This window comes from Streptomyces sp. P9-A4, from assembly GCF_036634195.1.
In the GTDB taxonomy this organism is placed as follows: domain Bacteria; phylum Actinomycetota; class Actinomycetes; order Streptomycetales; family Streptomycetaceae; genus Streptomyces.
Genome location: NZ_JAZIFY010000001.1, coordinates 5,573,964 through 5,596,926 on the forward strand (window position 1 = coordinate 5,573,964; position 22,963 = coordinate 5,596,926).

At 73.2% G+C, this 22,963-nt stretch carries 19 protein-coding genes; 15 read left to right on the top strand and 4 right to left on the bottom strand.

All coding sequences use genetic code 11. The features are described from left to right. Window positions 1-56 precede the first annotated feature (56 nt). The 7 genes from aroA (at window position 57) to V4Y03_RS25280 (ending at window position 8,485) form a co-directional block, all read left to right on the top strand. On the top strand, window positions 57-1,295 hold the full coding sequence (gene aroA / locus V4Y03_RS25250) for a 3-phosphoshikimate 1-carboxyvinyltransferase (RefSeq protein ID WP_317876132.1): 1,239 nt from the start codon (window positions 57-59) through the stop codon (window positions 1,293-1,295). 34 nt (window positions 1,296-1,329) lie between these two features. Continuing rightward, window positions 1,330-2,580 (top strand): 1-deoxy-D-xylulose-5-phosphate reductoisomerase, encoded by a 1,251-nt coding sequence (gene dxr, locus V4Y03_RS25255; RefSeq protein WP_317876131.1) that lies wholly within the window; start codon window positions 1,330-1,332, stop codon window positions 2,578-2,580. After that, on the top strand, window positions 2,577-3,884 hold the full coding sequence (locus tag V4Y03_RS25260; protein WP_317876130.1) for a M50 family metallopeptidase: 1,308 nt from the start codon (window positions 2,577-2,579) through the stop codon (window positions 3,882-3,884). Before dxr ends, V4Y03_RS25260 begins: the two co-directional genes overlap by 4 nt. A gap of 103 nt (window positions 3,885-3,987) precedes the next feature. Then, window positions 3,988-5,145: a flavodoxin-dependent (E)-4-hydroxy-3-methylbut-2-enyl-diphosphate synthase gene (ispG, locus tag V4Y03_RS25265; RefSeq protein WP_056565882.1), complete on the top strand. Its 1,158-nt coding sequence runs from the start codon at window positions 3,988-3,990 to the stop codon at window positions 5,143-5,145. 151 nt (window positions 5,146-5,296) lie between these two features. Beyond that, window positions 5,297-6,142, top strand: a complete 846-nt coding sequence (locus V4Y03_RS25270; RefSeq protein WP_317876129.1) for a GNAT family N-acetyltransferase — start codon at window positions 5,297-5,299, stop codon at window positions 6,140-6,142. Between the two features lie 28 nt (window positions 6,143-6,170). Then, window positions 6,171-6,716: a GNAT family N-acetyltransferase gene (locus tag V4Y03_RS25275; protein WP_317876128.1), complete on the top strand. Its 546-nt coding sequence runs from the start codon at window positions 6,171-6,173 to the stop codon at window positions 6,714-6,716. Between the two features lie 68 nt (window positions 6,717-6,784). Beyond that, a complete protein-coding gene (locus tag V4Y03_RS25280) occupies window positions 6,785-8,485 on the top strand; it encodes a proline--tRNA ligase (RefSeq protein WP_317876127.1) in 1,701 nt (566 codons plus the stop codon). Between the two features lie 60 nt (window positions 8,486-8,545). Here the strand turns inward: V4Y03_RS25280 and V4Y03_RS25285 are convergent, their stop codons facing one another. Genes V4Y03_RS25285 through V4Y03_RS25300 form a run of 4 tightly spaced genes read right to left on the bottom strand, consistent with a single transcriptional unit; the run spans window position 8,546 to window position 11,432 of the window. Then, the gene (locus V4Y03_RS25285) at window positions 8,546-9,484 is read right to left on the bottom strand and encodes a slipin family protein (RefSeq protein ID WP_317876135.1); all 939 of its coding nucleotides are present in this window, start codon (window positions 9,482-9,484) and stop codon (window positions 8,546-8,548) included. A gap of 43 nt (window positions 9,485-9,527) precedes the next feature. After that, window positions 9,528-10,427, bottom strand: a complete 900-nt coding sequence (locus tag V4Y03_RS25290; RefSeq protein ID WP_332436369.1) for an aminoglycoside phosphotransferase family protein — start codon at window positions 10,425-10,427, stop codon at window positions 9,528-9,530. 31 nt (window positions 10,428-10,458) lie between these two features. Further along, window positions 10,459-10,875, bottom strand: a complete 417-nt coding sequence (locus tag V4Y03_RS25295; RefSeq protein ID WP_332436370.1) for a ferritin-like domain-containing protein — start codon at window positions 10,873-10,875, stop codon at window positions 10,459-10,461. Further along, a complete protein-coding gene (locus V4Y03_RS25300; protein ID WP_332436371.1) occupies window positions 10,872-11,432 on the bottom strand; it encodes a hypothetical protein in 561 nt (186 codons plus the stop codon). The genes V4Y03_RS25295 and V4Y03_RS25300 overlap by 4 nt, the downstream gene beginning before the upstream one ends. A 178-nt stretch (window positions 11,433-11,610) precedes the next feature. On the opposite strand from V4Y03_RS25300, the gene rimP reads away from it, so the two are divergent. From rimP to V4Y03_RS25340, 8 genes are all read left to right on the top strand, one after another. Further along, window positions 11,611-12,108: a ribosome maturation factor RimP gene (gene rimP / locus V4Y03_RS25305; protein WP_332436372.1), complete on the top strand. Its 498-nt coding sequence runs from the start codon at window positions 11,611-11,613 to the stop codon at window positions 12,106-12,108. Window positions 12,109-12,110: 2 nt separating this feature from the next. After that, entirely contained in the window at window positions 12,111-13,106 is a 996-nt protein-coding gene (gene nusA, locus V4Y03_RS25310; protein ID WP_317878880.1) for a transcription termination factor NusA, read from the top strand. Window positions 13,107-13,180: 74 nt separating this feature from the next. Continuing rightward, entirely contained in the window at window positions 13,181-13,462 is a 282-nt protein-coding gene (locus tag V4Y03_RS25315) for a YlxR family protein (RefSeq protein ID WP_317878879.1), read from the top strand. A 147-nt stretch (window positions 13,463-13,609) separates the two neighbouring features. Then, window positions 13,610-16,708, top strand: a complete 3,099-nt coding sequence (gene infB, locus V4Y03_RS25320) for a translation initiation factor IF-2 (protein WP_332436373.1) — start codon at window positions 13,610-13,612, stop codon at window positions 16,706-16,708. 148 nt (window positions 16,709-16,856) lie between these two features. Then, window positions 16,857-17,150: a DUF503 domain-containing protein gene (locus tag V4Y03_RS25325; protein ID WP_317878316.1), complete on the top strand. Its 294-nt coding sequence runs from the start codon at window positions 16,857-16,859 to the stop codon at window positions 17,148-17,150. Window positions 17,151-17,180: 30 nt separating this feature from the next. Beyond that, the gene (rbfA, locus tag V4Y03_RS25330) at window positions 17,181-17,621 is read left to right on the top strand and encodes a 30S ribosome-binding factor RbfA (protein ID WP_332436374.1); all 441 of its coding nucleotides are present in this window, start codon (window positions 17,181-17,183) and stop codon (window positions 17,619-17,621) included. Continuing rightward, window positions 17,618-18,517, top strand: coding sequence for a tRNA pseudouridine(55) synthase TruB (gene truB, locus V4Y03_RS25335; RefSeq protein ID WP_317878318.1), 900 nt, complete (start codon window positions 17,618-17,620; stop codon window positions 18,515-18,517). Before rbfA ends, truB begins: the two co-directional genes overlap by 4 nt. Before the next feature lie 206 nt (window positions 18,518-18,723). Continuing rightward, entirely contained in the window at window positions 18,724-22,932 is a 4,209-nt protein-coding gene (locus V4Y03_RS25340) for a trypsin-like peptidase domain-containing protein (protein ID WP_332436375.1), read from the top strand. Window positions 22,933-22,963: the final 31 nt, after the last annotated feature.

Consider the following 22,963-nt stretch of genomic DNA (forward strand, 5'->3'; position numbering starts at 1 on the left):
CGTCCACGTGACGGAACGCCCGTCCGCCCGCCGGGACGCGGCGACACAATGGGCCCGTGACCGTCATCGACATCCCCGGCTCCAAGTCCGTCACCGCCCGCGCGCTCTTCCTCGCCGCCGCGGCCGAGGGCACCACCACCCTTCTGCGGCCCCTCGTCTCCGACGACACCGAGGGCTTCGCCGAGGGCTTGACCGCCCTCGGCTACAGCGTCCGCCGCACGCCCGAGGCCTGGCACATCGAGGGCCGCCCCGCAGGGCCGGGGGCCCCCGACGCCGACGTGTACTGCCGTGACGGCGCCACCACCGCGCGGTTCCTGCCGGCCCTCGTCGCCGCCGGCCACGGCACCTACCGCTTCGACGCCTCGGCGCAGATGCGACGGCGGCCCCTGGGCCCGCTCACCACCGCCCTGCGCGCCCTCGGCGTCGACCTGCGCCACGGCGGCGAGGAGGGGCACCACCCCCTCGACGTCCATGCCCACGGCGTGAAGGGCGGCGCGCTCACCCTCGACGCCGGGCAGTCCTCCCAGTACCTGACGGCCCTTCTGATGCTGGGCCCGCTCACCGCCGAAGGCCTCGACATCACCGTCACGGACCTCGTCTCGGAGCCGTACGTCGAGATCACCCTCGCCATGATGCGGAGCTTCGGCGCGGACGTGCGCAGGGAGGGACGCACCTACCGGGTGGCCCCCACCGGTTACCGGGCCAGGACGTACGGGATCGAGCCCGACGCCTCCACCGCGAGCTACTTCTTCGCCGCCGCCGCCCTCGGACCGGCGGGCCGCTCGGTCACCGTCCCCGGCCTCGGCACCGGCGCCCTCCAGGGCGACCTGGCCTTCGTCGACGTGCTGCGCCGCATGGGCGCCGACGTGGAGGTCACCGAGACCGCGACGACCGTCCGCTCCACCGGCACCCTGCGCGGACTCACCGTCAACATGCGGGACATCTCCGACACGATGCCGACCCTCGCCGCGCTCGCGCCCTTCGCCGACGGTCCCGTCCGCATCGAGGACGTCGCCAACACCCGGGTCAAGGAGTGCGACCGGCTCGACGCCTGCGCGGAGAACCTCCGCCGCCTGGGAATCACCGTCCACACCGGCCCCGACTCGATCGAGATCCACCCCGGCACCCCGACGGGACCCGTCGGGATCGCCACCCACGGCGACCACCGGATCGTCATGTCCTTCGCGGTCACGGCGCTGCGCACCCCGGGCATCACCTTCGACGATCCCGGCTGTGTGAAGAAGACGTTCCCCGATTTCCACCGTGTCTTCGACACGTTCGTCCGGACCCAGTGAAGAGCGCACAGTGTTTGAGGCAAGAATGGGGGGCATGAGCGACCGCCCCTCTCCTCTCGCCGACCCCCACATCGCCTTCGATGTCTCCGAAGGACGCCGGGACATCGTCGTCCTCGGCTCGACGGGGTCCATCGGCACCCAGGCCATCGACCTGGTGCTGCGCAACCCCGACCGCTTCCGGGTCACCGCCCTGGCCGCCTCGGGCGGCCGGGTCGCGCTGCTCGCCGAGCAGGCGCACCGGCTGAAGGTCGCCACGGTCGCCGTGGCCCGCGAGGAGGTGCTGCCGGAGCTGCGGGACGCGCTGAAGGCGCTGTACGGCTCCGAGCCCCTGCCCGAGCTGCTCGCGGGGCCGGACGCGGCGACCCGGTTGGCCGCGTCCCCGTGCCACACCGTCCTCAACGGCATCACCGGCTCCATCGGCCTCGCGCCGACCCTCGCCGCCCTCGAAGCCGGCCGCACCCTCGCCCTCGCCAACAAGGAGTCGCTGATCGTCGGCGGCCCCCTGGTGAAGGCGCTCGCCAAGCCCGGCCAGATCATCCCGGTCGACTCCGAGCACGCGGCCCTCTTCCAGGCGCTCGCCGCCGGCACCCGCGCCGACGTCCGCAAGCTGGTCGTCACCGCCTCCGGCGGCCCCTTCCGCGGCCGTACGCGGGCGGAGCTGGCCCATGTCACCCGCGAGGACGCGCTCGCCCACCCGACCTGGGCGATGGGCCCGGTCATCACGGTGAACAGCGCGACCCTGGTGAACAAGGGCCTTGAGGTCATCGAGGCCCACCTGCTCTACGACATCCCCTTCGACCGCATCGAGGTCGTCGTCCACCCGCAGTCCTACGTCCACTCGATGGTCGAGTTCACGGACGGCTCCACGCTCGCCCAGGCCACCCCGCCGGACATGGGCGGCCCGATCGCCATCGGCATCGGCTGGCCCGAGCGGGTCCCGGACGCGGCCCCCGCCTTCGACTGGACCAAGGCCTCCACCTGGGAGTTCTTCCCCCTGGACACCGAGGCGTTCCCGTCGGTCGGGCTGGCCCGGCACGTCGGCGAGCTGGGCGGTACCGCCCCCGCCGTCTTCAACGCGGCGAACGAGGAGTGCGTCGAGGCCTTCCTCGCCGGACGGCTGCCGTTCAACGGGATCATGGACACGGTCACGGCGGTCGTCGCGGAGCACGGTGTCCCCGCGGCGGGAACCTCTCTCACCGTCCCGGACGTCCTCGAAGCGGAGACCTGGGCGCGCGCCCGGGCCCGAGAGCTCGCAGCGAAGGCAACAGCGGAGGCCCGCGCATGACCGAAATGCTCCTGTACGGCCTGGGCATCGTGCTGTTCGCGCTGGGCCTGCTGATCTCCATCGCCTGGCACGAGCTGGGCCACCTCTCCACGGCCAAGCTCTTCGGCATCCGTGTGCCGCAGTACATGGTCGGCTTCGGCCCCACCATCTGGTCGAAGAAGCGCGGCGACACCGAGTACGGCATCAAGGCCATCCCGGCCGGCGGCTACATCCGCATGATCGGCATGTTCCCGCCCGGCGAGGACGGCAAGATCGAGGCCCGCTCCACCTCGCCCTGGCGCTCGATGATCGAGGACGCCAGGGAGGCCTCGTACGAGGAGCTCCAGGAGGGCGACGAGAGCCGCCTCTTCTACACGCGCAAGCCGTGGAAGCGCGTGATCGTCATGTTCGCCGGACCGTTCATGAACCTGGTCCTGGCGGCGGCGCTGTTCTTCGGCTCGATGATGACGCTGGGCATCGAGGGCCAGACGACCCAGGTCGCCGGCGTCCAGAAGTGCGTCATCAAGCAGAGCGAGAAGCGCGAGAAGTGCCAGGCGGGCGACCCCGTCTCGCCGGCGTTCCGGGCCGGCCTGAAGGACGGCGACAAGATCGTCGCGTTCAACGGGACGCCGGTCGCGGACTGGGACACCCTCTCGGACCGCATCCGCGACACCGTCGGCCCCGCGACGGTCACCGTCGAGCGGGCCGGTCAGCGCGTCGACCTGCACCCCACCCTGGTGTCGAACAAGGTCCCGAAGAAGGACGCGGACGGCCGGGTCGTCCAGCCGGTGACGTACATCGACGCCGGATACCTCGGCTTCGCCTCCAAGACCGAGGTCGCGCCCCTCACCTTCGGTGAGACCACCGACCGCATGGGCGAGCTGATGCAGAACGGCGTCCACTCGGTCATCGCCCTCCCGGGCAAGATCCCCGGCCTGTGGGACGCCACCTTCGGCAACGGCGAGCGCGCCGACGACTCGCCCGTCGGCGTCGTCGGCGCCGCCCGGATCACCGGCGAACTCATGAACATCGAGGCCCCGCCGACGACGATCCTCGTGATGTTCATGAACCTGCTCGTGTACTTCAACGTGTCGCTGTTCCTGTTCAACATGCTCCCGCTGCTGCCGCTCGACGGCGGCCACATCGCGGGCGCCCTGTGGGAGTCCGTGCGCCGCCACACGGCCCGGCTCTTCAAGCGCCCCGACCCCGGTCCCTTCGACGTGGCGAAGCTGATGCCCGCCGCGTACGTGGTGGCCGGCGTGTTCGTCTGCTTCACGCTGCTCGTCCTCGCCGCGGACCTCGTCAACCCGGTGAGGATCACGTAGCCCGCAGGGGGGCCGCACCCGGTGGTGTCCGGCCCCCCGCCCCCGGGGCGGTAACCTCGGAGACCTGAGCCCGCCGACGCACAACCTTGAGGTTGCACAGAAGATGACCGCGATTTCGCTCGGTATCCCGACCGTCCCGACCCGGCTCGCCGAGCGGCGCAAGAGCCGCCAGATCCAGGTCGGCAGCGTGGCCGTCGGCGGTGACGCTCCCGTCTCCGTGCAGTCGATGACCACCACCCGCACCTCCGACATCGGCGCCACCCTCCAGCAGATCGCCGAGCTGACCGCCTCCGGCTGCCAGATCGTGCGCGTGGCCTGCCCGACCCAGGACGACGCCGACGCCCTGGCGACGATCGCCCGGAAGTCACAGATCCCGGTCATCGCCGACATCCACTTCCAGCCGAAGTACGTGTTCGCGGCGATCGACGCGGGCTGCGCGGCCGTCCGCGTCAACCCGGGCAACATCAAGCAGTTCGACGACAAGGTCAAGGAGATCGCCAAGGCGGCCTCCGACGCCGGCACCCCGATCCGCATCGGCGTCAACGCCGGTTCGCTCGACGCCCGTCTGCTGAAGAAGTACGGCAAGGCCACCCCCGAGGCGCTCGTCGAGTCCGCCCTCTGGGAGGCCTCCCTCTTCGAGGAGCACGGCTTCCGCGACATCAAGATCTCGGTCAAGCACAACGACCCGGTCGTCATGGTCGAGGCGTACCGCCAGCTCGCCGCCCAGAGCGACTACCCGCTGCACCTCGGCGTCACCGAGGCGGGCCCCGCCTTCCAGGGCACCATCAAGTCCGCCGTCGCCTTCGGCGCGCTGCTCTCCCAGGGCATCGGCGACACCATCCGCGTCTCGCTCTCCGCCCCTCCGGCCGAGGAGATCAAGGTCGGCATCCAGATCCTGGAGTCGCTGAACCTGCGCCAGCGCCGCCTGGAGATCGTCTCCTGCCCGTCCTGCGGCCGCGCCCAGGTCGACGTCTACAAGCTCGCGGAGGAGGTCACCGCCGGCCTCGACGGCATGACCGTCCCGCTGCGCGTGGCCGTCATGGGCTGCGTCGTGAACGGCCCCGGCGAGGCCCGCGAGGCCGACCTCGGCGTCGCCTCCGGCAACGGCAAGGGCCAGATCTTCGTCAAGGGCGAGGTCATCAAGACCGTTCCCGAGTCGAAGATCGTCGAGACCCTGATCGAAGAGGCGCTGAAGATCGCCGAGCAGATGGAGAAGGACGGCGTCGCCAGCGGCGAACCGTCCGTCGCCGTCGCCGGCTGACCGCCCGCCCCGCACGCCGAAGCCCCTCCCGCCCCACCGGGCGGAGGGGCTTCGTCCGCGTGGAGGGCCCCGCCACAGGCGGGAAGGGCCCCGCCACAGGCGGGAAGGGTAAAGTGCGGAGACCAGCAGAACCGCACGGTGAGGCCCCCTCGTGTTGACACAACCCGCCACCCGGGTCCTCGAACCCGCCGACCTCGGCGCCGCACTCGCCGTCCTGGAGAGCGCCCCCGTCGAGAACGCCTTCGTCACCGCCCGCGTCCAGATCGCCGGACTCGACCCCTGGCGCCTCGGCGGCGAGATGTGGGGCTGGTACAGCGAGGGCCGGCTGCGTTCCCTCTGCTACGCGGGCGCCAACCTCGTACCCCTCTGCGCCACCCCCGAGGCCGTCCGCGCCTTCGCCGACCGGGCCCGCAGGATCGGCCGCCGCTGCTCCTCGATCGTCGGCCCCGTCGAGCCCACCGCCGAGCTGTGGCGGCTCCTCGAACCCAGCTGGGGACCCGCCCGCGACGTCCGCGCCCGCCAGCCGCTGATGGTCGCGGAGGAGCCCTCCGTCACCGTCGCCCCCGACCCGCTGGTCCGCCGGGTCCGCAAGGACGAGATGGACGTGATCATGCCCGCCTGCGTGGCCATGTTCACCGAGGAGGTCGGCATCTCCCCGCTCGCCAACGACGGTGGCCTGCTCTACCAGGCCAGGGTCGCCGAACTCGTCGGCTCGGGCCGCTCCTTCGCCCGCGTCGAGGACGGCAGGGTCGTCTTCAAGGCCGAGATCGGCGCGGCGACCCGCCAGGCCTGCCAGATCCAGGGCGTCTGGGTGGCCCCCGAGCACCGCGGCAGGGGCCTGTCCGAGTCGGGCATGGCCGCCGTCCTCCAGTACGCCCTGGCCGACGTCGCCCCCGTGGTCAGCCTGTACGTGAACGACTACAACACCCCCGCGCGGGCCGCGTACCGCCGTGTCGGCTTCCGCGAGACCGGTGCCTTCATGAGCGTGCTGTTCTGAGGCCCCGGCCGCTTGTAGGGTGCGCCGCATGGATGCCGCAGAGGTCATGATCGGGCCGGTCAATCTCGCCGCCCGGGTGGACGAGGCCCTCGCCGTGCAGGCGCTCGCCTTCGGCCTGGACCAGGACGAGATCGCCGTACGCCGCCACATCGTGCTGCGTCACCTGCTGAGCCCCGGCGCCCGCGCCTACGGGGCCACCACCCCCGACGGGGCCCTCGTCGGCTTCGTCTACGGGATGCCCAACGACCGCACCCACTGGTGGTCCACCGTCGTCGAGGGGTACCTCCGCGTCACCGGCACCGCCGACTGGCTCGACGACTCCTTCGTCATCACCGAACTCCACGTCCACCCGGCCCACCAGGGGCGCGGGGTGGGCCGCGAGCTGATCACCACCATCACCGACGGTGCCGCCGAGCCGCGCTCGATCCTCTCCGCGATCGACACCGACAGCCCGGCCCGCGGCCTCTACCGATCCCTCGGCTACACCGACCTCGCCCGCCAGGTGCACTTCCCGAGCGCCGCCCGCCCGTACGCCGTGATGGGCGCTCCGCTGCCGCTCAGGCGCCGGAACTGATTTCTCCGAGGCGGGGCGGCCCGGCTAATCTCGGGGCATCATCCTTACCCGGCAGGAGTACGAGAACCATGGCCAACGCACCGGTCCAGCGCATGTCCCAGTTGATGGCGAAGACGCTGCGCGACGACCCGGCGGACGCCGAGGTCCTCAGTCACAAGCTCCTCGTCCGCGCCGGCTACGTCCGCCGCACCGCCGCCGGCATCTGGAGCTGGCTGCCCCTCGGCAAGAAGGTCCTCGCCAACGTCGAGCGCATCGTCCGTGAGGAGATGGACGCCATCGGCGCCCAGGAGGTCTCCCTGCCCGCGCTGCTGCCCCGCGAGCCCTACGAGGCCACGGGCCGCTGGGACGAGTACGGCGCCGAGCTGTTCCGCCTCCAGGACCGCAAGGGCGGCGACTACCTCCTCGGTCCCACGCACGAGGAGATCTTCACCCTCCTGGTCAAGGACCAGTGCTCGTCCTACAAGGACCTGCCGGTCATCCTGTACCAGATCCAGACCAAGTTCCGCGACGAGGCCCGCCCCCGCGCCGGCATCCTGCGCGGCCGTGAGTTCCTGATGAAGGACTCGTACTCCTTCGACACGGAGGACGAGGGCCTGGCCAAGTCGTACGCCCTGCACCGCCAGGCCTACCAGCGGGTCTTCGAGCGCCTCGGCCTCGACTACCGCATCGTCGCCGCCACCGCCGGCGCCATGGGCGGCTCCAAGTCCGAGGAGTTCCTCGCCCCGGCCGAGGCCGGCGAGGACACCTTCGCCGACTGCCCGAACTGCGACTTCGCGGCCAACACCGAGGCGATCTCCTACGAGCTGCAGCCGGTCGACGGCTCCGCCGTGCCCGCCGCCGAGGAGATCCCCACCCCCGACACCCCCACCATCGAGACCCTCGCGGCCTCGCTCGGTGTGGCCGCTTCGGACACCCTCAAGAACCTGCTGGTCAAGGTCGACGGCGAGATCGTCGCCGTGGGCGTGCCCGGCGACCGCGAGGTCGACCTGGGCAAGGTCGAGGAGCACTTCGCCCCGGCCACCGTCGAGATGGTCACCGAGGCCGACTTCGCCGGGCGCGCGGACCTGGTGCGCGGCTACGTCGGCCCGCAGGGCCTGGAGAAGGTGAAGTACATCGCCGACCCCCGCGTGGCCCCCGGCACCTCCTGGATCACGGGCGCCAACAAGGAGGGCACGCACGCGAAGAACGTCGTCGCGGGCCGTGACTTCGAGGTCGACGAGTACGTCGACGTCGTCGTGGTGCAGGAGGGCGACCCCTGCCCCAAGTGCGGCACCGGTCTGAAGCTGGACCGCGCGATCGAGATCGGCCACATCTTCCAGCTGGGCCGCAAGTACGCCGACGCCCTCAAGCTCGACGTCCTCGGCCAGAACGGCAAGCCGGTCCGCGTGACCATGGGCTCGTACGGCATCGGCGTCTCCCGCGCCGTCGCCGCCCTCGCCGAGCAGACGGCCGACGAGAAGGGCCTGTGCTGGTCCGCCGAGGTCGCCCCCGCCGACGTGCACGTCGTCGCCGCCGGCAAGGCCCTCCAGACCGAGCTGGCCCTCGAGGTCTCCGACAAGCTGTCCGCGGCCGGGCTCCGTGTCCTGGTCGACGACCGCGCGGGCGTCTCCCCGGGCGTCAAGTTCACCGACGCGGAGCTGATGGGCGTCCCGAAGATCCTGGTCGCGGGCCGCCGCTCCGGCGAGGGCGTCGTGGAGCTGAAGGACCGCCGCACGGGCGAGCGCGAGGAGCTGACGGTCGACGAGGCCATCGCGCGTCTGACCGCCTGACGGCCGGAGGCATGAGGAAGGGGCGGGGGCCCGAGGCCCCCGCCCCTTCTGTCGTGGGCCTCAGGCGCCCTCCTCCGGCGGTCCCGGCTCCACCGACGCCCCCGTCAGGTCCTCCACCGGTTCCACCCCCTCCGCCGCGTGCGCCGCACCCTTCAGGTACGCCTCGCCGACCGGCGGCGCCACCGGCACGGGCGGTGTCTGCGGTGTCTGCGGGGCCGGCGCCATGACCGCCGCAGGCCCCACCGTGGACCGCTCCAGGAACCTCAGCAGCTCCACCGGGAACGGCAGCACCAGCGTCGAGTTCTTCTCCGCCGCCACCGCCACCACCGTCTGCAGCAGCCGGAGCTGGAGCGCCGCCGGCTGGTCGGACATCACCGCCGCGGCCTCCGCGAGCTTCTTCGAGGCCTGGAGCTCGGCGTCCGCGTTGATGACCCGCGCCCGCCGCTCACGGTCCGCCTCCGCCTGCCGGGCCATCGAGCGCTTCATCGTCTCCGGCAGGGACACGTCCTTGATCTCGACCCGGTCGATCTGCACGCCCCAGCCGATGGCGGGGGAGTCCAGCATCAGTTCCAGGCCCTGGTTGAGCTTCTCCCGGTTGGACAGCAGGTCGTCGAGGTCGCTCTTGCCGATGATCGACCGCAGCGAGGTCTGCGACATCTGGGAGACCGCGAACTTGTAGTCCTCGACCCGGACGAGCGCCTCCGCCGCGTCGACGACCTTGAAGTAGACGACCGCGTCGACCCGGACCGTCACGTTGTCCCGGGTGATCCCCTCCTGGGCGGGGACGGGCATCGTGACGATCTGCATGTTCACCTTGTGGATCCGGTCCACCACGGGAAGGATCATGGTGAACCCGGGGGACCTGACGTCGTCGCGGAGCCGGCCGAAGCGGAAGACCACTCCGCGCTCGTACTGCTTCACCACCCGCGCTGCCGCGCCCGCGTACACCGCGATCGCCGCACACGCGCCGAGCGCCACCAACAGCAGCTCTTGGATCATCACGGCCCCCAATCGAGCCAAACGATATAAAAAGGGTATTCCCCTACAGCCAGCCCGCGAACTCCAGAAGCAGCTCGGCATCCTGCCGGCGGCCCGCCGTCAGCGCCCGCGTGCCCGACTCGACCGCGCGGAACAGCGTCCAGCCGCGCAGCCGCTCCCGGTCCACGTCCAGCGAGTCGGCCAGTCTGTTGACCCGCCGCCGGGCCGCCGAGGCGCCCGAGGAGGCCGCGACCAGGTCCTCGACCCGGTCCCGTACCAGCCGGGCGAGGTCGTACGCCCGCTCGCCGACCAGCGGCTCGGGGCCGACCGCCAGCCAGGGCGCCCGGTCCCCGGCGAGGACCTTGCCCTGCCGGAAGTTCCCGTGCAGCAGCAGCGTCTCCGCGTCGGCCGCCACCAGCTCCTCGCGGGCCGCGAGCGCGGCGGCCGCCAGCTCACCGGCCGTGGCGTCGGCCCGGTAGTGGTCCATGGCGGAGGCCTGCCGGGCGGTCCGCTCGGCCACCGTCTCGAAGCCGTGCTCCGCCAGGGGCTCGACCCACAGCTTGCGCACGGTCCCCGCCGCCTCCAGGAGGGCCTTCGCCTCCGGCAGGGAGCGCAGCGACACCTCGGGATGGAGCCGTTCGAGGACGAGCGCGCCCTCCCCGGCCCCGTCGAGGAGCTGGACCGCGCCCCAGCCGTTCCAGTGCGCCAGCGCGTCCCGCTCCCGGTCGGGCCGGGCGAACGGGGGCGCGATCTTGAGCGCGGCGGGGGAGCCGTCGGGCCGCCGGACGAGCACGACCAGGCTGCTCCGGCCGCCGGGGGCCATCACCCGTTCGGCGTCCAGCGAGGCCCGGTCGAGCACCTGGTCGGCCAGCTCGGGCAGCTTCCCGAGCCACTCGGCCGCGACGGCGTCCCCGTACGTCTCACCGAGCGTCCTCACCAGTCGCTGCGGCGGTTCGAAACCCATGCGTACGTTGTTCCTTCGGTCGGGGCGGGGCTCAGACCCGCTCGGCCAGCCCAGGAAAGGTTACGTCGCTGCCGCGCCAGCGGACGGCCCGTACCGCCGCCTCGGTGAGCGCGGCGGCGGCCTCACCCCGCTTCGGGCCCGGGGAGGCGCGGACGAGATCGGAGTACACCCCGGCCACCCGGTCCTCCAGGACGGCGGCGAGCCGTACGGCTCCGGCCGGGTCCGCCACCGGGAAGGGCAGCTCGTACGCGGCCTCCGCTGCCACCGGAGTGCCGCCCAGGTCCCGCACGGCCCGGTGCAGGGCGTCCCGGCGGGCCCGGTGCGCCTCGTACGCGGCGGTGGCCTCGGCGCGCCGCTCGGGGCCGATCCGGCCGCCGACGACCCCGTACCCGTACACCGCCGCGTGCTCGGCGGCCAGTGCGGCCTGGGTGGCGTCGAGGGCGCTCATGCCCGTGCTCCTTCGGTCAGCAGATAGCCCTGCGCGGCGCCCGCGGCGGCCACGGAGGCCAGCAGCCGGGCGTACTCGGGAGGTGCGGTGGGCAGCGCGGCGGTGTGGACGGCGGAGGCCTCGCGGGCGGCCCTCGCGAGGTCCCGGAGCGCGGCCCGGGGGTCGGTCGCCACGGGCGGGAGAGCGGTCGACGCCGTGGGCTTCGGGGAGGCCGGGCCGGTCGCGGGGGAGGCCGGGGCGGTCGCCGGAGCGACCGTCGTACCGCCCTCGCCGAGGGCCTTGGCGTGCGCGGCGGCCGAGCGGCGCAGCGAGGTCAGCCGTGGCGCGAGGGCGGGATGGGCGGCGAGCGCGGCGTCGTAACGATTCAGCAGGGTCCGGGAGGCGGTCACCGCGCGCAGCCGGAGCGCCGCCTCGGCGCGGGCCACCCGTTCGGCCTCGATCTCGGCGGCGGTCGGCTTCCGGGGGCCGGGATCGTCCGAGGCGCAGCCCGCCAGGGCCGCCGCCGCGGCGGCCGAGAGCCCGGCCGTCAGGAGTGCCCGCCTGTCCGTCGTCGTCACGCTCTCTCCCTCGGCCGTGGTACGTCGTCGAAGATCGTCGGGATCACCGCAGGCGAGCGTACCCGTGGGCCCCGAGGCGGTGGACGGCAACACCCTCCGGGACCGGATACCCTTTGGTCTGACACGCGACGAACACGCGACGAACCACAACAGCACACGCGGCCGAGGAGTCACCCGGATGAGCACCACCCAGAGCGACAGGCTGCGCGGACTCGTGGAGCCGCTCGTCCACGCGAAGGACCTGGATCTGGAAGAGATCGAGGTGTCCCGGGCCGGCCGTCGCGGACTGCTGAGGATCGTCGTCGACTCCGACGAGGGCGTGGAGCTGGACCTCTGTGCCGAGCTGAGCCGCGCGATCTCCGAGAAGCTCGACGAGACCGACGCGATGGGCGCGGGCGAGTACGTCCTCGAAGTCAGCTCGCCCGGCGCCGACCGCCCCCTGACCCAGCACCGCCACTACGTGCGGGCCACCGGCCGGCTGGTCAAGCTCCAGCTCACCGAGGGCGACGAACTGGTCGCGCGCATCCTGGCCGTGGACGAGGACGGCCTCGACCTCGAAGTGCCGGGCGTGAAGGGGCGCAAGCCGACCGCCCGCCGGGTCGAGTTCTCCGACGTCGTCAAGGCGCGTGTCGAGATCGAGTTCAACCGCAAGGACAAGAAGGAAGAGGAGGCGTAGCCGTGGACATCGACGTGAAGCTGCTCAAGGGCTTGGCGCATGAGAAGGAGATCTCCTTCGACCTGCTGGTCGAGGCGATCGAGTCGGCCCTCCTCATCGCCTACCACCGCACCCCCGACGCCCGCCGCCACGCGCGCGTGGAGCTGGACCGGCTGACCGGTCACGTGACGGTGTGGGCGAAGGAAGACCCCTCCGATCTGGAGGAGGGCCAGGAGCCCAAGGACTTCGACGACACCCCGTCGGACTTCGGCCGGATCGCGGCGAGCACCGCCCGCCAGGTGATCCAGCAGAGGCTGCGGGACGCCGAGAACGACGTGACGTTCGGCGAGTACGCGCGCCGCGAGGGCGATGTCGTCGCCGGTGTGGTGCAGCAGGGCAAGGACCCGAAGAACGTCCTCGTCCGGCTGGATGACAAGCTGGAGGCCATCCTCCCGGTGCAGGAGCAGGTGCCGGGCGAGGACTACACGCACGGTCTGCGGCTGCGGACGTACGTCGTCCGGGTGGCGAAGGGTGTGCGCGGTCCGTCCGTCACCCTTTCGCGGACCCACCCCAACCTGGTGAAGAAGCTCTTCGCGCTGGAGGTCCCGGAGATCGCGGACGGTTCGGTCGAGATCACGGCGATCGCCCGTGAGGCCGGTCACCGCACCAAGATCGCGGTCCGCTCCACCCGGTCCGGTCTGAACCCCAAGGGCGCCTGCATCGGCCCGATGGGCAGCCGCGTCCGCAACGTGATGGCGGAGCTGCTCGGCGAGAAGATCGACATCGTCGACTGGTCGGACGACCCGGCCGAGATGGTGGCGAACGCGCTCTCCCCGGCCCGTGTCTCCAGGGTCGAGGTCGTCGACATGGCGGCCCGCTCCGCGCGGGTGACGGTGCCGGACTACCAGCTGTCGCTGGCGATCGGCAAGGAGGGCCAGAACGCCCGCCTGGCCGCCCGCCTCACCGGCTGGCGGATCGACATCCGGCCGGACACGGAGCAGGACGGTCCGCAGGACTGAGCCGTTTTTTGGCCAACAACTGTTCGATTCTTGCCCCAAACAGGTGAGGTCGGTACGGGGAGGTAGACTTAATCGTGTCTGGCCGGACGCATGCCCGCGCGTGCCCTGAGCGAACCTGTGTGGGATGCCGGGAGCGAGCGGCCAAGAGCGATCTGCTGCGGATCGTGATGGACAAGGACGAGTGCGTTCCTGATCATCGCGGTACGCTGCCCGGCCGGGGTGCGTACCTGCACCCCGCCGAGGCTTGTCTCGACCTGGCGGTCCGCCGCCGAGCAATGCCGAGGGCCTTCAGGGTCCAGGGCCCGCTCGACACCGCGGAACTCCGTCACCACGTCGAACGGCCGGCACCGCAGTGAAGAAGTACGGCACGGAACACCGTGCGGTCAGGTACCTCGCGAGTTGGAAGTAGGTCGAGATTGCGATGAGCACTCGATGAGTACGCGATGAGTACGCCCATGAAGTAGCGACGGTCCGGCGGTAACCGGACCTCACAAAGGAGCAAAGTGGCTAAGGTCCGGGTATACGAACTCGCCAAGGAGTTCGGTGTGGAGAGCAAGGTCGTCATGGCCAAGCTCCAAGAACTCGGTGAATTCGTCCGTTCGGCGTCCTCGACGATCGAGGCGCCGGTCGTGCGCAAGTTGACTGACGCTTTGCAGGGTCCCGGCGGCAACGCCGGCAAGACCGCTGCCAAGCCCGGCGCGCCCCGCAAGGCGGCGCCCTCCCCCGCGGCGCCGTCTCCGGCCGCCGCGGCTCGTCCCGCTGCCCCGAAGCCCGGCGCCCCGGCCCCCAAGCCGGCCCCCGCCGCGCCTGCGGCGCCGGCTCCGGTCACTCCGGCCGCCGCGCCCGCGAGCAGCACCCCCTCCCAGGCTCCGGCCGCCTCGGGCCCCCGCCCGGGCCCGAAGCCCGCGCCCAAGCCGGTCACGCCGGCTCCGGCCGCCCCGGAGTTCACCGCGCCCCCGTCGGCTCCCGCCGCCGGTCAGCGTCCCGGTGGCTCCGCCCAGGGTGCCCGCCCCACCGGCGAGCGTCCCGCGCGTCCGGGCCAGCAGGCCCCCCGCCCGCAGGGTCAGGGCGCCCCGCGCCCCGGCGGCCAGCAGGCCCCCCGTCCGGGCGGTGCCCGTCCGGCCGGTCCCCGTCCGGGCAACAACCCCTTCACCTCGGGTGGCTCCACCGGCATGGCGCGTCCGCAGACGCCCCGTCCGGGTGGCGGCGCCCCCCGTCCCGGCGGCGCCCCCGGTGCCGTTCCCGGTGCCCCGCGTCCGCAGGGCGGCCCCGGCGGCGCCCCGCGCCCGCAGGGTCAGGGCGGCGCTCGTCCCACCCCCGGTGGGATGCCTCGCCCGCAGGCTCCCCGTCCGGGCGGCGCGCCCGGCGGTAACCGTCCGAACCCGGGCATGATGCCGCAGCGTCCCGCTGCCGGCCCGCGTCCCGGTCCTGGCGGCCGTGGTCCCGGTGGCCCCGGCGGCCGTCCGGGTGGTCCCGGCGGTGGCGGCGGCGGTCGTCCCGGCTTCGCCGGTCGTCCGGCCGGTCCCGGCGGTGGCGGCGGCGGCTTCGCCGGTCGTCCCGGTGGTCCCGGTGGCGGCGGCGGTCGTCCGGGTGGTCCCGGCGGCGGTGGCGGCGGCTTCGGCGGTCGTCCCGGTGGCTTCGGTGGCCGTCCCGGCGGTCCGGGTGGACGTGGTGGCACGCAGGGCGCCTTCGGCCGTCCCGGCGGTCCCGCGCGTCGTGGTCGCAAGTCGAAGCGTCAGAGGCGCCAGGAGTACGAGGCCATGCAGGCCCCGTCCGTGGGCGGCGTGATGCTTCCCCGCGGTGGCGGCGAGGTCATCCGACTGTCGCGCGGTGCCTCCCTCACCGACTTCGCCGAGAAGATCGGCGCCAACCCGGCGTCGCTCGTCGCGGTGATGATGAACCTCGGTGAGATGGTCACGGCGACGCAGTCCGTCTCCGACGACACGCTGACGATGCTCGGCGAGGAGATGAACTACACCGTTCAGATCGTCTCGCCGGAGGAAGAGGACCGCGAGCTCCTCGAGTCCTTCGACATCGAGTTCGGCGAGGACGAGGGCGGCGAAGAGGCTCTGGTCTCCCGTCCGCCGGTCGTCACCGTCATGGGTCACGTCGACCACGGTAAGACCCGACTGCTCGACGCGATCCGCAAGACGAACGTCGTCGCGGGCGAGGCCGGTGGCATCACCCAGCACATCGGTGCCTACCAGGTGGGTACCGAGGTCAACGGCGAAGAGCGTCGCATCACCTTCATCGACACCCCGGGTCACGAGGCGTTCACCGCCATGCGTGCCCGTGGTGCGAAGTCGACCGACATCGCGATCCTCGTGGTCGCGGCCAACGACGGCGTCATGCCGCAGACGATCGAGGCGCTCAACCACGCCAAGGCCGCCGGCGTCCCGATCGTCGTCGCGGTCAACAAGATCGACGTCGAGGGTGCGGACCCGACCAAGGTCCGCGGTCAGCTGACCGAGTTCGGTCTGGTGGCCGAGGAGTACGGCGGCGACACGATGTTCGTCGACATCTCCGCCAAGCAGGGTCTGCACATCGACTCCCTGCTGGAGGCCGTGGTCCTCACCGCGGACGCCTCGCTCGACCTCCGGGCCAACCCGGACCAGGACGCGCAGGGTATTGCGATCGAGTCCCACCTCGACCGCGGTCGCGGTGCCGTCTCGACCGTCCTGGTCCAGCGCGGAACGCTGCGCATCGGCGACACCGTGGTGGTCGGCGACGCGTACGGCCGCGTCCGGGCGATGCTCGACGACAAGGGCAACAACGTCGAGGAGGCGACCCCGTCGACTCCCGTCCTGGTGCTCGGTCTCACCAACGTCCCGGGTGCCGGCGACAACCTCCTGGTGGTCGACGAGGACCGTACGGCCCGCCAGATCGCCGAGAAGCGCGCTGCGCGTGAGCGCAACGCCGCCTTCGCCAAGCGCGTCCGCCGGGTGTCCCTCGAGGACCTCGACAAGGTGCTCAAGGCCGGTCTCGTCCAGGAACTCAACCTCATCATCAAGGGCGACGCGTCCGGTGCGGTCGAGGCCCTCGAGTCCTCGCTGCTCCAGCTCGACGTCGGCGAAGAGGTCGACATCCGCGTCCTGCACCGTGGTGTGGGTGCGGTCACCGAGTCGGACATCGACCTGGCCATGGGCTCCGACGCCATCGTCATCGGCTACAACGTCCGCGCTGCGGGCCGCGCGGCGCAGATGGCGGAGCGCGAAGGCGTCGACGTCCGGTACTACTCGGTGATCTACCAGGCCATCGAGGAGATCGAGGCGGCTCTCAAGGGCCTCCTCAAGCCGGAGTACGAAGAGGTCGAGCTCGGTACGGCGGAGATCCGCGAGGTCTTCCGCTCGTCCAAGCTGGGCAACATCGCCGGTGTCCTCATCCGCTCCGGCGAGGTCAAGCGCAACACCAAGGCGCGCCTCGTCCGCGACGGCAAGGTCATCGCCGAGGACCTCACGATCCACGGTCTGCGCCGCTTCAAGGACGACGTCACCGAGATCCGCGAAGGCTTCGAGGGCGGTATCAACCTCGGAAACTTCAACGACATCAAGATCGACGACGTCATCGCGACGTACGAGATGCGCGAGAAGCCGCGCGCCTGATCGCGTCCGATCGCAGCAGTGAGCCGGGGCCGGTCGGCGGAAAGTATTCCGTCGATCGGCCCCGGCCGTTGCGTGTACGGTTTCGGGTGTCCCCGCCGAGTGGTCGGCGGGAGCACCGAACCCGAACCGGCGGGACATCCGGGCATACATGTATGTGGGGACACTGTCCTTCGATCTGCTCCTCGGCGACGTCCATTCGCTGAAGGAGAAACGCTCCGTCGTCAAGCCGATCGTCGCCGAGCTCCAGCGGAAGTTCTCCGTGAGCGCGGCCGAGGTGGGCGACCAGGACCTCCACCGCAGGGCCCTGCTGGGCGTCGCGCTGGTGTCCGGGGACCCGGGGTTCGTATCGGACGTGCTCGACCGCTGTGAGCGGCTCGTCGCCGCCCGTCCCGAGGTGGAGCTGCTGTCGGTGCGCCGCAGGCTCCACACTGATGAAGACTGATTTGAGCAAGGCAAAGAAGGAGAAGGACCAGTGGCCGACAACGCGCGGGCGAAGAAGCTGGCAGACCTCATCCGGGAGGTGGTCGCAGAGAAGCTGCAGCGCGGCATCAAGGACCCCCGCCTGGGCACGCACGTGACCATCACGGACACCCGCGTCACCGGAGACCTGCGGGAGGCCACGGTCTTCTACACGGTCTACGGCGACGACGAGGAGCGGGCGAGCGCCGCCGCCGGCCTGGAGAGCGCCAAGGGCATCCTCCGTTCGGCCGTGGGCCGCGCGGCCGGGACCAAGTTCACCCCGACCCTGGCCTTCGTGGCCGACGCCCTCCCGGAGAACGCCAAGGCGATCGAGGACCTCCTCGACAGGGCGCGGGCCTCCGACGCCCAGGTGCGGGAGGCGTCCTCGGGCGCCGACTTCGCCGGCGAGGCCGACCCCTACAAGAAGCCGGGCGAGGACGAAGCCGCCGAATGAGCAACGCAGCAAAGACTCCCGACGGCCTGGTCATCGTCGACAAGCCGTCGGGATTCACCTCGCACGACGTCGTGGCCAAGATGCGCGGGATCGCGAAGACCCGCCGGGTCGGCCACGCGGGCACGCTCGACCCCATGGCCACCGGCGTCCTCGTCCTCGGCGTGGAGCGGGCGACCAAGCTGCTCGGTCACCTCGCGCTGACCGAGAAGGAGTACCTGGGCACCATCCGGCTGGGCCAGACGACGATCACCGACGACGCCGAGGGCGAGATCACGGCGTCGGTCGACGCTTCGAAGGTCACCCGCGAAGGCATCGACGCGGGCGTCGCCGAGCTGACCGGCGCCATCATGCAGGTGCCGTCGAAGGTCTCCGCGATCAAGATCGACGGCAAGCGGTCGTACGCGCGGGTGCGCGGCGGCGAGGAGTTCGAGATCCCGGCCCGCCCGGTCACCGTCTCCTCCTTCCAGGTGTACGACGTCCGCGAGGCCACCGCCGAGGACGGCACCCCCGTCGTCGACCTGGTCGTCTCCGTCGTCTGCTCCTCCGGTACGTACATCCGGGCGCTCGCCCGGGACCTCGGCGCGGGACTCGGCGTGGGCGGACACCTGACCGCGCTGCGCCGCACCCGGGTCGGCCCGTACAAGCTGGACTCGGCGAAGACGCTCGACCAGCTCCAGGAGGATCTGACGGTCATGCCGGTCGCCGACGCGGCCGCGGCGGCGTTCCCCCGGTGGGACGTCGACGAGAAGCGGGCCAAGCTGCTGCTCAACGGGGTCCGGCTGGAGATGCCGGAGTACCCGGCGGGCGCGGTCGCGGTCTACGGGCCGGAAGGCACGCTGCTGGCGCTCGTCGAAGCGCATCGGGGCAAGGCCAAGAGTCTCGCCGTCTTCGGCTGAGCTCGTACGTCCACGGTGGGGCGGGCACGCGCGCGTGCCCGCCCCACCGTGTTTTCCCCCCTCGGGCCTCCCCCGGGGAAGTCTGTCCGGTGGACGCCAAACAATCACCCGATCAGGGAGGCGCTCGGAGTGAACGGGGGAGTGGCAGGGGGCGCGTTCGCCTCCGTGGCGCTTCGTGTGATCACCGGCCGCCTACCGTCTCCACCATGGGACGCGGGGACCTGGCGACGCTGGTACGGATCTGCGATCAGGCGGGCCGGCCGCGCGGCACCGGATTCCTCGCCGACCACCACGGAACGGTCGTCACCAGTCACGAAGCCGTCGACGGGCTCAGCCGTGTCCTGGTGAGGGCGCCCGACGAGCGCACCTGGCTCGCCGAGCCGGAGGCCGTCACCCCGCTGCCCGAGAGCGGCCTCGCCCTCGTCCGCACCGAAGGACTCGGCGTACGGCCGCTGCCGGTGGCCACCCGGGGCGAGACGGAACCCGGCACGTACGTACGGATCGCCGCCCTCGGCTGGCGCGAGGCGCGCGTCCTCGGCCCCGCCGCCGTCACGTACGCCGCCGCCGACCGCTTCCACAGTCTCACCGACGCGCTCGAACTCGCCATCGGCACCGAGGGCGCGGAGGCCCTCCGGATCGGCGGGCAGGCGGCCGGCGGGCCCGTCCTCGACACCGCCACCGGTACCGTCCTCGCCGTCCTCGGCACCGCCCTGCACGGCGAACGGCCGGCCGCCGGATACGCGGTCCCGCTCCGGCCCCGAGGCCCCCTCGCCGCCCTCCTCCGGCGCAACGCCGCCACGGTCCCCGCCTACGGCCCCGACCTCAACCTCGCCGGAATCCTGGAACTCACCGCCACCTCCACGGGACCCGGGCCGGAGTCCGACCCGTGGCCCGAACCCGTCGAACGCCCCCAGTGCGTCCGCGAGTTCGCCCGCTTCACCGCCGGAGACACACCCGTACTCGCCCTCGTCGGCGCCCCCGGCACCGGACGTACCACCGCCCTCGCCGCGCTCTGCGCCCGCCGCGCCCGGGGTGTCGCGCCCGCCCCCACCGTCCGGCTGCGCGGCGCCGATCTGCGCGCGGAGGACCGGTCCCTGGCCGACGCCGTCGGACGCGCCCTGCACCAGGCCGGGCGCATCGTCGCGGCCTCCGGGGCGGCCGGCGACACCGGCACCGCCACCCCGGAGCGGGCCGCCGCCCTCGCCCGCGACGCGGGCCGCCCCCTCCTCGTCGTCCTCGACGGCCCCGAGGAGATGCCCCCACTCCTGGCCCACCGCCTCGCCGCGTGGACCACGGCCACGGAGGACTGGCTCGGCGCCCACGGGGTCCACCTGGTCACGGCGTGCCGCCCGGAGCACTGGGAGCAGGCCGGGGCCCTGTACACCCCGGGGGCGCTGCACCGGACGGTGACCGGACCGGGGGAAGGGCTGTCCGGCGGGCCGCACGGGACGGCGACCGGACCGGACGGCGGGCTGTCCGGCGGGCCGCAAGGGACGGTGGGAGGGCCGGGGGAAGGGCTGTCCGGCGGGCCGCACGGGACGGCGACCGGACCGGACGGCGGGCTGTCCGGTGTGATGCGCGGGATGGCGGTCGGGCTGGACCAGGGACTCTTCGGCGGGCTGCGTCGGGCGGTCTTCGGGTCCGGCGACGGGCTGCCCGGCGCGCTCGTTCTCGGCCCGTACACCGAGGCGGAGGCGCGGGCGGTACGCCAGGGGTACGGCCTCGGTGACACGGACCTCGCCGAGGCCGACGCCCGCCACCCGCTCGCCCTGCGCCTGCTCGCCGAGGTGCGCGCCGCGCTGCCCGGCGTGGTGCCGGGGCGGCCCGGCCGCGAGGAGATCTTCACCGCCCACCTGGACCTGATGTGCCTGCGGATCGCCGTCCGGATCGCGGCGGGGACCCGGCCCCTGGTCCGGGGGACCGCCGTCCGCCGTCTCGCCGCGCGCGTCACGGGCCAGGTCCACGAGGCGGCGCGGCGCTGCCTGGGCCCCGGGCACGGCGTCCTCGACCGGGCGTCGTTCGAGGAACTGTTCCCCTGGCGGGAGGGCTGGGCCCCGGCCGTCCTCACGGAAGGCCTCCTCACCCCGGCGGGCACGGGCTACCGCTTCGCCCACGAGGAACTGGGCGACTGGCTCCAGGCCGCCCACCTAGACGTGGACGGCGCCCTGAACGCGCTCCTCGGCGCAGGGCCGGGGCACGCTTCGGGCGCGGCGGCCGTGCCGGCTGGGGCCGGGCTGTCCGACCAGCCTGCCGGGCGCCCTGCCGGCGGGCCGGCCGGGCCGGTCGCCGGGCGCTCTGAGGCTGAGGCTGCGGCTGCCGGGCTGGTTGCGGGGCAGCATTCCGGCCCGCCTGCCGGGGCTGCTGCGGGGCACACCTCGGGCCCGTCCGCCGGGCCGGTTCCCGGGCGCCCTGCCGGCGCGTCCGCCGGGCTGGATACGGGGCTGCTTTCCGGGCCGTCTGCGGGGGCTGCCGCAGGGCCGTCCGCCGGGCGTCCTGCCGGTGCGTCCGGCGGGCTGGTCGCGGGGCGGCATTCCGGCCCGCCTGCCGGGGCTGCCGTAGGACCGTCCGCAGGGCGCCTCGACGGGCCGCCCGCCCGGCTGGCTGCGGGGGCGGGGCTGCTCTCCGGCCCGCCTGCCGGGCCTGTCGCCGCCGGCCGGCCGGCCGGGCGTCCCGACGGCCCGCCCGGTGGGGACAGCCGTGTCCCCCGGCCCCGTACCGCCGTCGACGACGCCCCGCCGCCCGTCCCTCGGCATCGCATCGGGCCCGTGCTCCAGGCCCTCCTGCTGCTCCACCGCGAGCACGGGCCCGACGCCCTCGGCCCCCGGCTGCGCCTCCTGGCCCTGGCCCTCTCCGGTTTCGCCGAGGCCGGCGGGGGTGGTCCGGGGGACGGCGCCTGGTGGGCCGCCCGGCTGTTCGGGGAGAGCGTGCGCCGTCTGCCGGACCTCCGGGCGTACCTGCCGGTTCTGCGGCTCCTCGCCGACCTGATCGGCGCACGGGCCGAGCGGCACAGCGTGTTCGCCGCGTTCGGCCCGGACTTCTGGCTCGGACTCCCGCTGGGCGAGGACGAACGGATCGACCTCCTCCGCCGCCTCGTACCGTCCGATCCGCCACCGGGCGGGCCCGGGGAACCACTCGACGGCGCCCGGTCCCCGAACCCCGGCGCCCGCGCGCTCGACCTCGTCGCCGCCATGCTCGTCGCCGATCCCCGGGGCGTCCAGCCCCTCCTCTGCCGGTGGTTCGGCGACGAGCGGGAGCTTCCCGCCGCGCCGTCCGCGACCGTCGCCACCGCCGCCCAGGCCCTGCTGCACACCCATCGGGCGCTCGCCGTCGACGATCTCTGCGAGGCGCTCGTCGCCACCGCCCACCCGCTCGCCGAAGGCCTCCTCGCCGCGCTCGCCGAGGACGAGCCCTCCGCCGTCTGCCGGGCCGTCGACCGCTGGGCCCACGACGACGGGCGCCCCGAGCGGCGCGCCGCCGCCGCCGCGTACGGGCACCGCGTCGCCGCTCACGCCACCGGCCCCGCCGACCGCGAACTCCTCCGTTACGCCGCTCTCGCCCTGCTCGCCCGCCCCGGCGACCGGAGCCTCCACGGCGCCGCCCTCGGCCTCCTCGTCCGCGACCCGCACAGCCGCGCCCGGCACCTGCCCCGCGCCCTCGCGGAGCCACGGGTGCCCGCACGGGCCCTCGTGGACGCCCTGGCGACCGACCCGGGACCGGTCCTCGCCGCCTTCCGCGCCAGGCTGTACGGCGGCGGCGAGGCCCCCGCCGCCGCCCTGCGGGCCCTCGCCGAGGTCGACACGCCCGCCCTCGCCCGCCGTATCGCCGCCCTCGTCCGTGACTACGTCGCCCGGCACCCCGAGGGCGCCGGGCACGTGGCCGCGTTCGTGGACCGCCGCTTCGAGGACGGACCGGCGGCCAGGGCCGTGCTCTTCCCGCTGGTCGTGGGCCTGCTCCGGGGCCGCCCCGCCGCCGTCCGCCGCGCCCTCGCCCCCGTCCTCGCCGCCCCCGGCACCGGCGCCTCACGCCATCTGCGGGCCGAACTGCTCGACGTACTCCTGGAACACGAGCGGTACGAGGCCGGGACCGGGGAGGACTCCGTCCTCGACGCCCTCCTGACGGCCGCCGCCGAGGGCGCCGAGCGGCGCAGCGAGCCCCGTACCCGGGAGCTGACCCACCGTGTCGGCGCCCTGTGGAGCCGTACGGCCGAAGGGGCGGGACGGCTCGACCGGGCGCTGGCCGGGCTGGTCCGCGCGCGGCCCGCCTTCGCCGTCCTGCTCGCCGCCTGGACGGCCGCCGCCCCCGGCGAGTGGGCGCCATTGCTCGGCCCGGAGACCGTCCGGGCCCTGCGGGGCCACGGCACTTCCATGCCGATGCGAACCGACGGCCGTGGGCATGGCAGTCTTAGACCTGCGTAAAGGCGAACAGGGCGAACAGGCGGACGAGGAG

Excerpts from the sequence above, each read along its gene's own strand:
- dxr (WP_317876131.1), top strand. The coding sequence starts at position 1,330 with ATGAGCGACCGCCCCTCTCCTCTCGCCGACCCCCACATCGCCTTCGAT.
- V4Y03_RS25260 (WP_317876130.1), top strand. The coding sequence starts at position 2,577 with ATGACCGAAATGCTCCTGTACGGCCTGGGCATCGTGCTGTTCGCGCTG.
- ispG (WP_056565882.1), top strand. The coding sequence starts at position 3,988 with ATGACCGCGATTTCGCTCGGTATCCCGACCGTCCCGACCCGGCTCGCC.
- V4Y03_RS25275 (WP_317876128.1), top strand. The coding sequence starts at position 6,171 with ATGGATGCCGCAGAGGTCATGATCGGGCCGGTCAATCTCGCCGCCCGG.
- V4Y03_RS25280 (WP_317876127.1), top strand. The coding sequence starts at position 6,785 with ATGGCCAACGCACCGGTCCAGCGCATGTCCCAGTTGATGGCGAAGACG.
- V4Y03_RS25285 (WP_317876135.1), bottom strand. The coding sequence starts at position 9,484 with ATGATCCAAGAGCTGCTGTTGGTGGCGCTCGGCGCGTGTGCGGCGATC.
- V4Y03_RS25290 (WP_332436369.1), bottom strand. The coding sequence starts at position 10,427 with ATGGGTTTCGAACCGCCGCAGCGACTGGTGAGGACGCTCGGTGAGACG.
- V4Y03_RS25295 (WP_332436370.1), bottom strand. The coding sequence starts at position 10,875 with ATGAGCGCCCTCGACGCCACCCAGGCCGCACTGGCCGCCGAGCACGCG.
- rimP (WP_332436372.1), top strand. The coding sequence starts at position 11,611 with ATGAGCACCACCCAGAGCGACAGGCTGCGCGGACTCGTGGAGCCGCTC.
- V4Y03_RS25325 (WP_317878316.1), top strand. The coding sequence starts at position 16,857 with ATGTATGTGGGGACACTGTCCTTCGATCTGCTCCTCGGCGACGTCCAT.
- truB (WP_317878318.1), top strand. The coding sequence starts at position 17,618 with ATGAGCAACGCAGCAAAGACTCCCGACGGCCTGGTCATCGTCGACAAG.
- V4Y03_RS25340 (WP_332436375.1), top strand. The coding sequence starts at position 18,724 with ATGGGACGCGGGGACCTGGCGACGCTGGTACGGATCTGCGATCAGGCG.